The sequence below is a fragment of the Vibrio sp. CB1-5 genome (assembly GCF_059412285.1).
Window position 1 is genome coordinate 91,377 of record NZ_JBJHPB010000008.1, and the last position, 14,237, is coordinate 105,613.

The 14,237-nt window shown below is 47.9% G+C and carries 10 protein-coding genes; 5 read left to right on the forward strand and 5 right to left on the reverse strand.

The features are described 5' to 3' along the window. The first annotated feature begins 39 nt into the window (after positions 1–39). Positions 40–423, forward strand: coding sequence for a DUF3461 family protein (locus ACJB0T_RS08290; RefSeq protein WP_479288885.1), 384 nt, complete (start codon positions 40–42; stop codon positions 421–423). Between the two features lie 73 nt (positions 424–496). Here the strand turns inward: ACJB0T_RS08290 and ACJB0T_RS08295 are convergent, their stop codons facing one another. After that, on the reverse strand, positions 497–2,083 hold the full coding sequence (locus ACJB0T_RS08295) for an AbgT family transporter (protein WP_479288884.1): 1,587 nt from the start codon (positions 2,081–2,083) through the stop codon (positions 497–499). A gap of 367 nt (positions 2,084–2,450) precedes the next feature. Here ACJB0T_RS08295 and tsaA point away from each other — a divergent pair, with 367 nt between their 5' ends. The 3 genes from tsaA to ACJB0T_RS08310 all read left to right on the forward strand — a co-directional run bounded on the left by tsaA (position 2,451) and on the right by ACJB0T_RS08310 (position 5,798). Then, a complete protein-coding gene (gene tsaA, locus ACJB0T_RS08300) occupies positions 2,451–3,149 on the forward strand; it encodes a tRNA (N6-threonylcarbamoyladenosine(37)-N6)-methyltransferase TrmO (protein ID WP_479288883.1) in 699 nt (232 codons plus the stop codon). Between the two features lie 149 nt (positions 3,150–3,298). Beyond that, complete coding sequence (locus tag ACJB0T_RS08305; protein ID WP_479288882.1) at positions 3,299–5,014, forward strand: proline--tRNA ligase; 1,716 nt, start codon at positions 3,299–3,301, stop codon at positions 5,012–5,014. Positions 5,015–5,126: 112 nt separating this feature from the next. After that, entirely contained in the window at positions 5,127–5,798 is a 672-nt protein-coding gene (locus tag ACJB0T_RS08310; RefSeq protein ID WP_479288881.1) for a tellurite resistance TerB family protein, read from the forward strand. 67 nt (positions 5,799–5,865) lie between these two features. On the opposite strand, the gene ACJB0T_RS08315 is transcribed toward ACJB0T_RS08310, so the two are convergent. Then, positions 5,866–6,138 (reverse strand): DUF3622 domain-containing protein, encoded by a 273-nt coding sequence (locus tag ACJB0T_RS08315; RefSeq protein ID WP_479288880.1) that lies wholly within the window; start codon positions 6,136–6,138, stop codon positions 5,866–5,868. A 193-nt stretch (positions 6,139–6,331) separates the two neighbouring features. Beyond that, entirely contained in the window at positions 6,332–10,246 is a 3,915-nt protein-coding gene (purL, locus tag ACJB0T_RS08320; protein WP_479288879.1) for a phosphoribosylformylglycinamidine synthase, read from the reverse strand. Between the two features lie 296 nt (positions 10,247–10,542). Between purL and mltF the strand changes: the two genes are divergently transcribed. Further along, a complete protein-coding gene (gene mltF / locus ACJB0T_RS08325) occupies positions 10,543–12,117 on the forward strand; it encodes a membrane-bound lytic murein transglycosylase MltF (protein WP_479288878.1) in 1,575 nt (524 codons plus the stop codon). Between the two features lie 552 nt (positions 12,118–12,669). On the opposite strand, the gene tadA is transcribed toward mltF, so the two are convergent. Both tadA and ACJB0T_RS08335 read right to left on the reverse strand, forming a co-directional pair. Further along, complete coding sequence (gene tadA / locus ACJB0T_RS08330; protein WP_479288877.1) at positions 12,670–13,248, reverse strand: tRNA adenosine(34) deaminase TadA; 579 nt, start codon at positions 13,246–13,248, stop codon at positions 12,670–12,672. Then, a complete protein-coding gene (locus tag ACJB0T_RS08335; RefSeq protein ID WP_479288876.1) occupies positions 13,241–14,125 on the reverse strand; it encodes a LysR family transcriptional regulator in 885 nt (294 codons plus the stop codon). The genes tadA and ACJB0T_RS08335 overlap by 8 nt, the downstream gene beginning before the upstream one ends. Between the last annotated feature and the right edge of the window lie 112 nt (positions 14,126–14,237).

The following is a 14,237-nucleotide window of genomic DNA, read 5'->3' on the forward strand; positions in this document are numbered from 1 at the left end:
TACAGTTGTAGAAGAAGCACACAACCCAAGAGGTCATCCATGTATCCAAACCTCATTGGTTTAGGCATCCAAGATCCTAAACAAATAGAGCGTTATTCCCTACGCCAAGAAGCGCATAAAGATGTGTTAAAAATCTATTTTCGTAAGCAGAAAGGTGAGCTGTTTGCGAAAAGTGTTAAATTCAAATATCCAAGGCAAGTCAAAAACGTCCGTACTAATAGTAGCACCCAAAGCTACAAGCAAGTCACCGAAATCAATCGCAACCTGACACTGGTTATTGATGAACTAAATCGTCTTACTAAGCCAATTGAAGCCACCGAAATCGACGTTAAACAGAAGATCCTTTCCGACCTTCGCCATTTAGAAAAAGTCGTGTCGAGTAAGATTGCTGAGATTGAAGCAGACCTAGAGAAGCTGAAATAGTACCCGATTCAACCCATAAAAAAATGCTCCCAGTTGGGAGCATTTTAGTTTATATCAATAATTGAGTCTTCGCTTAAGGCGTGTAGTACGTTGCCGCACCAGGGCCTACTGGTAGACCTAATACGAATACCCATACGTAGAACAAGATACTCCAACCTACGATGAAGCAGATTGAGTAAGGCAGCATGGTCGCGATCAGCGTACCGATACCCAGGTTCTTCATGTAGCGAGTCGCTACTGCAAGGATAAGACCGAAGTAGCTCATCATTGGTGTGATGATATTCGTCGTAGAGTCACCGATACGGTATGCCGCCTGAATCGTCTCAGGAGCGTAACCAACTAGCATTAGCATAGGTACGAAGATAGGCGCGGTTACCGCCCACTGAGCCGATGCTGAGCCGATCATCAGGTTGATGAAGCCACACATTAGGATAAACGCGAAGAACAGAGCAGGACCCGTTAGACCGATAGTCTGCAGGAAGTCCGCACCCGCTACTGCGAATACTTGACCGAAGTTAGTCCACTTAAAGAAAGCCACAAATTGCGCGGCAAAGAACACCAGCACGATGTACATGCCCATCGAAGACATAGACTTCGACATTGCATCGATGACATCACGGTCATTCTTCATAGAACCCGTTACTTTACCGTAAACAAAGCCTGGAATTGCGAAGAATACAAAGATGAAGGCTACGATACTCTTAAGGAACGGAGAACCCGCAACTTGACCATCTGCAGTACGAAGTACACCGTTCTCTGGAACAACTGTCGATGCGATAATTGCGCTCACTAGAAGAACCGCAATACCCGCCATTTTCAGGCCTTTCTTCTCAACCGCAGTCAGAGAGCCCATGCTGTCGTTAGACAGATCTTCTGAGGCTTCTTCATCGTTGTATTTGCCAAGTTTCGGCTCAACGATTTTCTCGGTTACAAACGCACCCGTGATAGCGATAAAGAACGTTGATACAAACATAAAGTACCAGTTCGACTCTGGGCCAACGGTGTAAGTTGGATCGATCATTTGCGCTGCGGTTTCAGTGATACCTGAAAGCAGTGGGTCAACCGTACCGATAAGTAGGTTCGCAGAATAACCACCCGATACACCAGCAAACGCAGCAGCAAGACCGGCTAGAGGGTGACGTCCTAGAGAGTGGAACAGCATCGCTGCCAACGGAATCAGTACGACGTAACCAAGCTCTGAAGCTGTGTTAGAAATGATACCAGCAAATACGACTGTGACCGTTACCATGCGCTTAGATGCGCCCATAACGAGACCACGCATTGCAGCTGAAAGCATACCTGAGTGCTCAGCGATCGCGACACCAAGCATCGCAACAAGTACGGTACCAAGTGGGGCGAAGCCTGTGAAGTTTTTCACTAGGTTAGTAACAATTAACTGTAGACCTTCAGCATTTAGAAGGCTCACAACTTCAATCATACCGTTCGCAGCACGACCAGCAGCGCCTTCAGGGCGAGGATCAGCAACGGCAACATCGAAGTATCCAGCGATGCCAGACATGACAAGAATAGCTAGACAGAAAATCGCAAATAGTGTGATTGGGTGGGGTAATAGGTTCCCCAAGTACTCAACGCCGTCTAGAAAACGGGTAAATAGAGGCTTTTTTGGCTTGTTGTGTTTCATTGTGGCAGATGAACTCATCTGTCCCCTCCTTTTTTATATTGTCCTAGCTGTTAACAAAGTTCTTTACTTCAGATGACACTCATCGGTCTTATTTCTGACAACTTTGTAAAAAGCAGGCGCAGGGTACGTGAGCGAGCTCAATAATAAAAGCCTAAAATGTTGCCAATTGTAAATTTAGTGCGATTTTTAACCATGATGTTAGCAACCATACAATGACTTATATTGATCTAAATATAAAATAAACTATAACATTCTTGTGACATATTCATCTTTTCACCCTTATGACAGGGAATTAGCTCTAAAAAAACCTCAACATATCGAGATTGAAAAAAAACCGCGCGTCTGAAATGATGAATATTGAATTATGTGAACCAGGACTCAGTCAATGAGCTACTCTCTGCACCCTATTGGTACCATTCATTCCCCCTATAAAGAGAAGTTTGCCGTCCCTAGACAGCCCAGATTAGTGCCAAGTGCCACGGCCTCAATTGCCTTACAGGGAGACATTAATTGTTTAGAAGCCGTTCGCGGTCTCGATCAATTCTCGCATCTATGGCTGTTATTTCTGTTTGACCAAAACCTAGAAGCGGGCTGGAAACCAACGGTAAGACCACCTCGTTTAGGAGGTAATGAACGCATTGGCGTGCTTGCTAGCCGCGCCACATTTAGACCGAATGGCATTGGAATGTCCGCAGTGCAGTTTCGAGGGGTAAGACAGAAGGGTCAACAAGTGTTTATCGATGTCGGTAGCGTCGATTTGGTCGATGGCACCCCTATTATTGATATCAAGCCTTACATCCCCTACTCCGATTCCATCGCAGATGCTAAAGGGGGATACGCAGAATCCGAGCCAGAAGCAACCGAAGTAACATTCTCACCCTCTGCAGTTGAAGCTTTATCGAAGGCTCCAGAGGGACAGCATAAACAACAAATCATCCGTGAAGTGTTGGCGCAAGATCCAAGGCCTGCCTATAAAAAAGGTAAGCAAGATGACAAAGAGTATGGTGTGAGACTGTTCGATTGGAACGTAAAGTTTAAAGCCAATAGCGATCACGTTGTCGTCACCGCCATTGAGACTCTCTAAACACTTGCTCCTAGGTGTTTATTGATGAGGCCTATTTGCTAGCAAAGTCATTTGGTAGAAAGGCATTTGGCTGATATCATAGGCGGCTTAACTCAATTTGGGCACCTCTGCCCAGATTTACTATCAACATGATGAACGGATACCCATAAATGCGTACCAGTAACTATCTTCTTTCTACTCTGAAGGAGACACCAAACGACGCAGAAGTTGTAAGTCACCAGCTAATGCTGCGTGCAGGTATGATTCGTAAACTAGCTTCAGGTCTATACACTTGGCTACCTACGGGTCTACGTGTTCTGCGTAAAGTCGAAAACATCGTTCGCCAAGAGATCGATAATGCAGGTGCCGTTGAGACTTTGATGCCCGTAGTGCAGCCGTTTGAACTATGGGAAGAGACAGGCCGATCTGAAAAGATGGGTGATGAGCTTCTTCGCTTCACTGACCGTCATGAGCGTCCGTTTGTACTTAGCCCAACAGCAGAAGAAGTGATAACTAGCCTTGTGCGTAACGAAGTAAACTCGTACAAGCAGCTACCACTGAACCTGTACCAAATCCAAACTAAATTCCGTGATGAGCGCCGCCCACGTTTTGGTGTGATGCGTGCACGTGAATTCTCAATGATGGATGCGTACAGCTTCGACATCGACAAAGAAGGCTTAGAGAAGTCTTACGAAGCGATGCACGACGCCTACTGCAAAGCGTTTGACCGCATGGGTCTAGACTACCGCCCAGTGCTGGCTGATACCGGTGCTATCGGTGGTAACGGCTCGCACGAATTCCACGTATTGGCAGAAAGCGGTGAAGACCTTATCGCCTTCTCTTCTGAGTCTGACTACGCAGCAAACATCGAAAAAGCAGAAGCACTAGCGCCTGCAGTCGAGCTTGCCGCTCCAACTCAAGAGATGACAATGGTTGATACGCCAAATGCGAAAACCATTGCTGAGCTTGTTGAGCAGTTCGATCTACCGATCGAGAAAACAGTGAAAACGCTGTTTGTTAAAGCTTCTGATGAAATCGAAGCGCCGCTTGTTGGCCTTATCATCCGTGGTGACCACGAGCTTAACGAAATCAAAGCTGAGAAAATTGCTGAAATTGCCTCTCCTCTAGAAATGGCAACAGAAGAAGAAATTCGCGCAGCGATTGGCGCAGGTCCTGGTTCACTAGGCCCTGTTGGTCTTGAGCTACCATTTATTGTTGACCGCTCGGTTGCAGTAATGAGCGACTTTGGCGCTGGCGCTAACATTGATGACAAGCACTACTTTGGCATCAACTGGGGTCGCGACGTTGAGCTTGGTAAAGTAGAAGACCTACGCAACGTTGTTGAAGGCGATCCAAGCCCATGTGGTCAAGGTACTATCCTACTTAAGCGTGGTATCGAAGTGGGTCACATCTTCCAACTCGGTAAAAACTACTCTGAGAAGATGAATTGTGGCGTGCTTGGTCCTGACGGTAAGAACGTTATCCTAGAGATGGGTTGTTACGGTATCGGTGTTTCTCGTGTGGTAGCAGCGGCTATCGAGCAAAACAACGACAAATACGGCATCATCTGGCCTGACGCTATCGCACCATTCCAGGTTGCGATCGTACCAATGAACATGCACAAATCTGAGCGCGTTAAAGAAGCAGCAGAGAAACTGTACGCAGAACTGACTGCAGCTGGCATCGAAGTGCTGTTTGACGATCGTAAAGAGCGTCCGGGCGTGATGTTCTCTGATATGGAGCTTGTTGGTGTTCCTCATACTGTGGTTATTGGTGATCGCAGCATGGACGAAGGTAACTTCGAATACAAGAACCGCCGCACTGGTGACAAAACGCCAATCGCTATCGACGATATCGTGGCTCACGTGAAAGCTCAGCTAGCTTAATCGTTACCCAGATTATCCTAAAGGCCGCTATGCGGCCTTTTTTATTGCCTTCATACTCTGTTCATGTTCGCTTTCTTATGATGGTGCAATGCCACCTGACTAGGAGTAACAGATGAACCTAAAATCACTGCTTAACCAAGCCCTTAATTCAGATATCGTCAATCAAGACACCCAGAAAGCGAGCCAGTCGTCGTCAAGCATCGGTCAAGCTCTCGGTGATAAGAAAACCCTTGGTGCATTGGGTGCTGGAGCGGTAGGCGGAGGTTTACTCGGTATGCTTATGGGCTCTAAGAAAACAAAAAAAATGGGCAAAACCGCACTAGGTGTTGGTGGTGCTGCAGCATTAGGTGCGCTTGCTTACAAGCTGTACAACGACTACAACAAGGGGGAGTTCAACGCTTCTAGCTCACCGCAAACTCAAGCTAACTTTACCCAAACCTCACAACACGATGAATCGGTGCTCAAAGCGATGATCGCTGCGGCCAAGTCAGATGGACATATTGACGAGCAAGAGATGGCTAAGATCGAACAAGCACTTACCCAAATCGATGCTGACGCATCAGTACAACAATTGATTCAAGCCGAGATAGCCAAACCTCTTGATCCTACTGAGACCGCTCGATTGGCCGTGTCACCAGAACATGCGACAGAGATATACCTAGCCAGCCTATTAGTAGCCGATGAACAAAACTTTATGGAAAAAGCGTATTTGAAAGAGTTGGCAACCCAACTTGGGTTAGAGGATGGTTTGGTTGAGCAACTAAACGCTCAGGTAAGTCAGTAGAACTGAGTTGAAAGTGACAATGCGTTCCTAGGGATGTCCCTAGGAACCACCATCAGAGCGAAAAGAATTACTCTTCGCTATCTGTAGCTGCTTCAGCTTTCGCTGCCGCTTCTGCTTTCGCTGCGCGAGCTTCAGCTTTGCGCTCATTGCGCTTTGCTTGGTTTTCGATAAAACCAGCGAGCTCTTTGTCCGCCCAAGCTTGAGCCAGTTCTTGACTCTCAAAACCCATCTCACGCTTTGACACTACTGTGCGGCGGGCTGTTACTTGACGAATGATCTCTGCAGACCAGCCGTTACGCTTTTCCGTTAGACGGATAGTAAATTTTTTATTTTCAGACATTTATGCATTTCCTAAAGACTTTGTTAAGGGATATTCCAGCAATATAATACTGACCATCCCTAAGCCAGCGCGGTATTAGAACACAAATCGAGCGCTGACGCTCAGAGTTTTTATAGAAAAAGTCCCCAGTGTTTCCACTGAGGACTTCATTAACTATTTGGCTGCAACGCTTGAGGCAATCACCTCTTAAGCGTTACTTACCTACGTTCACGCGAGCGTTGCGGAACATGCGCATCCAAGCACTATCTTCACCCCAAGACTCAGGTGCCCAAGAGTTTGCAACCGTACGGAATACACGCTCTGGGTGCGGCATCATAATAGTCACACGGCCGTCACGAGTCGTTAAACCTGTGATAGCGTTTGGTGAACCGTTCGGGTTGTTTGGATACTGCTGCGTTGGATTGCCGTTGTTATCAACATAACGCACCGCTACCGTACCTGATGCTTCAATCGCATTTAGGTGGTCAGTATCGCGAACTTCTACGCGGCCTTCGCCGTGAGAAACTGCGATTGGCATTCGAGAACCTTCCATGCCATCGAAGAAGATAGAGTCAGACTTCTGAACTTCTACTAGGCTAAAACGAGCTTCAAAACGCTCAGATTCGTTACGAACAAAGCGTGGCCATAGGTCTGCACCTGGGATCAGCTCTTTTAGGTTCGATAGCATCTGACAGCCGTTACATACACCTAGTGAGAAGGTGTCTTCGCGGTGGAAGAAGTTCTGGAACTGGTCACGCGCTTGGTCGTTGAACAGGATAGACTTCGCCCAACCTTCACCCGCACCTAGAACGTCACCATAAGAGAAGCCACCACAAGCCACAAGACCTTGGTACTCTTCTAGAACCGCTTGACCCGTTAGGATGTCGCTCATGTGGATGTCTGTTGCTTCAAAGCCAGCACGGTCAAACGCTGCGGCCATTTCAACGTGAGAGTTAACACCCTGCTCACGAAGAATTGCCATCTTAGGTTTCGCGCCAGTCGCGATGTATGGCGCTGCAACGTCTTCTTTAACATCGAAGCTCAGTTTCACGTTCAGACCTGGGTCAGCGTTATCTTTCTTCGCTTCGTGCTCTTGGTCTGCACACGCAGAGTTGTCACGTAGAGACTGCATCTTATGCGTTGTTTCCGCCCAGATAGTACGTAGCTCAGTACGAGAGCGTTCGATAACAACCGCATCACCACAAGTGATAACGAATTCGTCAGACGCTTCAACGCTCCCGATTACGTGAGAGCATGCTTCTAGGCCGTTCGCCGCTAGAACCGCTTTCACAGCTTCAAGGTCGTCATTCTTAACCTGAACAACTGCACCTAGCTCTTCGTTAAATAGCGCTGCTAGTACGTCTTCGCCTAGGCCAGCAATATCAGCTCTCACGCCACAGTGACCCGCAAATGCCATCTCAGCAAGCGTTACCAATAGACCGCCATCACCTTTATCGTGGTAAGCCACTAGCTTGTCATCACGAACCAGAGTTTGCATTGCATCGAAGAAGCCTTTTAGCTGCTCTGCGTTGTCTACGTCTGCTGGCTTATCACCAAGCTGCTTGTAAACCTGTGCCAATGCTGTTGCGCCTAGACGGTTCTTACCGTTACCTAGGTCAACAAGAACAAGGGACGACTCGCCTAATCCTTCCAAGGTCTCAGGGGTGCGAAGCTGCGGCGTTACCGTCTTACGAACGTCTTCTACGCGACCGAATGCGGTGATAACCAGTGAAAGTGGAGAAGTCACTTCTTTGTCTTCACCGTTCTCGTTCCACTTAGTCTTCATCGACATTGAGTCTTTACCTACTGGAATCGTTAGACCCAGTGCAGGACAAAGCTCTTCACCCACCGCTTTCACCGCTTCGTAAAGACCTGCGTCTTCACCTGGGTGACCCGCTGGAGACATCCAGTTAGCTGATAGCTTGATGCGCTTGATATCGCCGATGTCTGTCGCTGCGATGTTAGTCAGAGACTCACCCACTGCTAGACGAGCAGAAGCGCCGAAGTCTAGTAGAGCAACTGGTGTGCGCTCACCCATCGACATCGCTTCACCGTGGTAAGTATCGTAGCTCGCTGCCGTTACTGCGCAGTTCGCCACTGGCACCTGCCAAGGACCTACCATCTGGTCACGAGCAACAAGACCCGTTACTGTGCGGTCACCGATAGTGATTAGGAATGTTTTCTCTGCCACTGTTGGTAGACGAAGAACGCGGTCAACCGCATCGTTCATTTCAATGCCTTCGCGAGAGATCGCAGGGCTGTCTACTTTCAGTGTTTTCGCATCACGGTGCATCTTAGGCGTTTTGCCTAGAAGGATGTCCATCGGCATGTCGATTGGCATGTTGTCGAAGTGTGAATCTTCAAGTTTCAGTTCACGCTCTTCTGTTGCCACACCCACTACTGCGTATGGTGCGCGCTCACGCTTACAGATAGCATCGAATGATTCCATGTTCTCTGGCGCTACCGCCATTACATAGCGTTCTTGAGATTCATTACACCAGATCTCAAGTGGGCTCATGCCTGGCTCATCGTTTGGTACGTCGCGTAACTGGAAGATGCCGCCACGCTCACCATCATCAACGAGCTCAGGAAGTGCGTTTGAGATACCGCCCGCGCCCACATCGTGGATAAATGCGATTGGATTGTCTTCACCTAGCTGCCAGCAGCGGTCGATCACTTCTTGACAGCGACGTTCCATCTCTGGGTTTTCACGCTGTACTGACGCAAAGTCTAGGTCTTCAGCAGACTGGCCAGACGCCATAGAAGACGCTGCACCACCACCAAGACCGATGTTCATTGCAGGACCACCAAGTACGATTAGGCTTGCACCTACTGGGATCTCTTTCTTCTGAACGTGCTCGTCACGGATGTTACCCATACCACCAGCAATCATGATTGGTTTGTGGTAACCACGTACTTCTTCACCTGCGTGAGACGTAACCTTCTCTTCGTAAGTACGGAAGTAACCAAGTAGGTTTGGACGACCAAATTCGTTGTTGAACGCCGCACCACCTAGTGGACCTTCTAGCATGATGTCCAATGCGTTAACGATACGGCCTGGCTTACCAAAGTCGGTTTCCCAAGGCTGTTCGAAGCCAGGAATGCGAAGGTTAGACGTTGTAAAGCCAACTAGACCTGCTTTTGGCTTACCGCCAATACCTGTTGCGCCTTCGTCACGGATTTCACCACCGCTGCCTGTTGATGCTCCTGGCCATGGAGAAATCGCTGTTGGGTGGTTGTGCGTTTCCACCTTCATTAGAATGTGCGCTTTCTCGTGATTGTAGCCATACTGACGTGTTTTAGGATCTGGGAAGAAACGACCTACTTCAGAGCCTTCCATTACTGCTGCGTTATCTTTATAAGCAGATAGAACATGCTCTGGTGTGGTTTCAAATGTGTTTTTGATCATCTTGAACAGCGATTTGTCTTGCTTAACACCGTCGATTGTCCAATCTGCGTTGAAGATCTTGTGACGACAGTGCTCAGAGTTCGCCTGTGCAAACATCATCAGCTCGATGTCTGTTGGGTTACGCTCTAGCTTAGTCACGAAGCTTTCAAGTAGGTAATCAATTTCATCTTCTGCAAGAGCAAGACCTAGCGTCACGTTCGCATCTTCAAGCGCTTTACGACCACCGTTGAGTAGATCCACGTCTGCAACTGGCGCTGGCTCTGCCACTTGGAACAGTGCTGCCGCTGATTCGAAGTCAGAGAACACGACTTCCATCATACGGTCGTGGATAACCGCTTTAAGCTCAACAAGCTGAAGTTCAGTTAGCTCGCTTGATGTCTCTACATAGTATGCCGTACCACGCTCTAGACGAGTCACTTTCTCTAGACCACAGTTGTTGGCGATATCCGTAGATTTAGAAGACCATGGCGAAATCGTGCCAGGGCGAGGTGTCACTAGTAGCAGCGTGCCTGTCGGCTCGTGCTCTTCGATAGTTGGACCGTAAGTCAGCAACTTCTCTAATTTTTCAACTTCAGACGCATCCAGGTCTGCCGTTAGGTCGGCAAAGTGGGCAAACTCAGCGTAAATACCTGTTACTGGTAGGTTTAGTTCACGACAAAGCTCTAGTAGCTTGTTAACACGAAACTCAGAAAGAGCTGGGGAACCACGCAAAATTCTCATGTGCTTAGGTCTCTTATGCAGTTGATTTAGGTGAAATTCTTATAAATTCAGTAAGTTAATAGATAAAACTAAACTTATAACGATTTCTCCTACCTTGATGCGGCGGTATTATAGAGGATTTTTTTTTGTGACGTAAGCGTTGGCGCAAACGTTTTCGTCATTTTTTTTTGTTTTGCCGAAATACGTTAGATATCGGTGAGAAAGTGACCACTCTCGGGTGTTTCTGCTATCTCGCTTTGCCAACACGCACAGCTTTGGTATAAAGGCAGCACTAACGTTGTGAGATCTATGAATTAATGCAAAGTCCTTCTGTTGTTCGTTGGCCTAACCGCCGCTGGTTAAAACTGCTCTCTGCCTGTCTGCTCACTATTGGCATGGCTGGCTGTCAAATCGATTCTGATCCAAAGAGTGAATTGGAAAACATCAAAGAGCGTGGCGTGCTTCGCGTCGGCACCCTCAACAACCAGCTTTCCTACTATATCGGCCCCGACGGTCCAACAGGACTAGACTACGAACTCGCACGACAGTTTGCCGACGAACTGGGCGTCAAGCTAGAAATGAAACCGGCGTTTCGCCAAGCGAGCCTATTCCCTGCGTTGCAAAAGGGCGAGATAGATATTATCGCCGCAGGACTGAGTCAATCTCCGGAGCGTATTCAAAATTTTCGAGCTGGCCCTGCTTACTACTATGTTAGCCAACAAGTAGTATATAAAAAAGGTCAGTGGCGTCCGCGCAATTTAGAGCAACTACTGAACAACCAACAAGAACTGATCGACAAAGCCGATGGCGAAGAAGTGTTTGCCATAGTCAAAGACTCGCATTTCGAAAAAACCTTAGCCACAGTTGCCAGCAAACATCCCGATATTCGCTACTACATCGATGCCAATGCCGACGTCAATGATCTGCTCAAGCAAGTATCAGAAGGCAAGCTGCGCTTTACCATGGCCGATTCGGTCGAGTTGTCGCTATCACAACGTATCTACCCAGATTTGGCGCTCGCTTTTGAGATGACCGAAGACCAACCGATTTCTTGGTATATGCGCCAGTCAGAAGATGAAAGCTTGTATGCCCTACTCATCGAGTTTTTCGGGCAACTCAAGCAAACGGGTGAGTTAGCCAATTTAGAAGAGAAGTATATCGGCCATATTGGTGTCTTTGATTATGTCGATACGCGTGCGTTCATTCGCGCTCTCGACAACAAGCTACCGAAATGGTCGCCGCTATTTAAGAAGTACTCTAAAGAGTTCGATTGGCGTTTAATTGCAGCACTGGCCTACCAAGAGTCGCATTGGAACCCAATTGCCAAATCGCCAACTGGGGTGCGCGGTATGATGATGCTGACGCTACCGACCGCAAAAAGCGTCAACGTCACCAATCGTCTTGATCCTGAGCAGTCGGTACGTGGCGGTGTTGAGTACTTAAGACGTATCGTTGACCGCGTGCCAGACTCTATTACAGAGCACGAAAAGATCTGGTTTGCCCTGGCTTCTTACAATGTGGGTTTTGGTCATATGATGGATGCAAGGCGCCTGACTAAACGTCAAGGTGGCGACCCAGATGCTTGGGCGGATGTGAAAGATCGCCTACCGCTACTTCGTCAGAAGAAGTTCTACAGTCAAACACGCTATGGTTATGCACGTGGCGATGAAGCGCGCAACTACGTTGAAAACATTCGTCGTTACTATCAGAGTATTATTGGCCATGTGGACAAGCAGCTTGCGGAACAAGCTGAACAAGAATTGACGACCGACGGACTGATTGTGATACCGCCACTGCCTCCTGTATCAGGCGCAGTCTCTGCAGCAGAGTCCACGATAAGTGATGCTCAGACCTCAGTAAAACCCGCTGTAGGTGGTAATACGGGTCGTTAACTATTAAGGGTTTCTATACCCAAGTCATTGTGTGCGAAACAAACTGCTTTCGCACACTTGAAATCCAACCAGCAAGGCCTTACATTACTGACTGAGAGCAGCGGGAATGTCGTTCAGACACCTCGTTTTAACACGTTGTTCTGATGCGTTACTCGCTCTCACCTGGCAGGTACATCCGTACCAACCAACACTTGCATACGCTTTGACTACTCATCCTATTGAGTGGTATTCGTGTGTTTGGGACTCCGACAACGCTCCACTAATAAGGACATCGAATACGCCCAGTGCGTAGGGATTTAGATCGGAGAGGTTTACCCGTAGTAAAAGGAGGTTGTTTTATGCTGGCGAAGAAAAGAATCCAGGCTAAACACCTTAATAAGACGGTGGCCGCAAACCGCCGCAGACGTATGATGGCAAACAATAAGAAGAAAGTTATTTGGCGTCATCGTTCGTTTATGCAGCTACTATCTTCGTAGAAGAGACGCTGCTAAGCAAAGACAGCAAGCATCTGCCAAGCAGATGTTTGCTAAATATCCCCGTACAGCCCTTCCATTACTTATCCGTTTTCTGCTCTAACTGCTCCTGCAACTGCTGTTCTTGCCTCTGTTTCTCTTGCTTAGCCGCTTTGATCTCTTTTCGACGACGTTTGAAGAAGGCTTGCAACTGATGACGACACTCTTGCTCAAGCAATCCCGACTCAACATCGGCATAGTGATAAGACGCTTGGCTTTCAAATAGGTTTAATACCGTACCTGCCGCACCTGCTTTCAAATCGGGAGCACCAAACACAACCCGTTTTACTCGGCTATGCAACAGCGCGCCAGCACACATTGGGCAAGGCTCTAAAGTTACGTACAGCGTGGTATCAAGCAGTCGATAATTTTCCAACACCTTGCCTGCTTTGCGGATAACCTGCATTTCTGCGTGAGCACTGGCATCGTGTGCGCCGATAGATTGGTTCCAACCCTCAGCGACGACCTCACCGTCTTTGACTAGCAATGCACCAACTGGGACTTCTCCTTCCGCTTCTGCTAGAGAGGCTAGCTCCATCGCTCGGCGCATGAAAGCATAGTCTTGCTCACTAAACTCAGTTGGTGTCAAAATCGCGGGCGGTGTTAGCTTGTCAGTCATGAGGCTCTCGGTTTAATGCTTCAGATAAATAATCAATCAGGGTTCTTATTTTAGAGGTTAGCATGCGATTTTGCGGATAGAGCGCCCAGATGCCCTCTTGGTCACCACGATAGGGGGTTAGCACTTCAACAAGTTCACCGGCCTCTAGATAAGGCTGCACATAATAGTCGGGAAGCTGGACAATTCCCAATCCTTTTAATGCGGCATCCACTAGCGCGTAACCACTATTGCATTGCACTCTGCCATCAACGTGTATCAACCGTTCTGTACCCTTATCTTCAAAGCGCCAGTATTTGGTTGAACCTCGAAGACACTGATGTCTTTTAAGCTCAGACAAAGTATGCGGCTCACCATGTTTCGCCAGGTAACTCGGACTGGCACAAACAAACATGTGCCGTTCGAGCAGCTTACGCGCCATCATGCTCGAGTCATCAAGCTTACCCAAACGCACGGCAAGATCATAACCTTCTTGCACCAGGTCCATCTTCTGATTCGACAGCACCAAATCCAGATCTATTTGCGGGTATTGCAACAAGAATTCATGCATTAGCGGCGCAATAACTTGCTCACCAAACGTCACAGGTGCGGTCATCTTAATTCTTCCAGTGGGGCTCGCTTGCAGTTGCGTAATGGCAAGCTCAGCCAACATCAAGCCTTCAACTAAGGGTTTACAATGCTGATAGTATGTCGCCCCTACTTCTGTGACTGACACCTTTCTGGTGGTACGCACAAATAGTTTCACTGCGAGCTTGTCTTCTAATGCATTAACTCTGCGGCTGATGTTTGCGACCGAGGTCGAAAGCCGCTCCGCTGCAGCAGTAAAACTCTGCGTCTCTGCGACAGCGACAAACTCATTAATGCCTTCCCAGTTTGCCATAGACAAATCCAACTATTACAAAATAGTAATAGTGTATTTCAAAATTACGTAATTATCACTCTTTAAGAAATAAATATACTGATTGTCATCCGATGCAAACGGGATGAAGTGA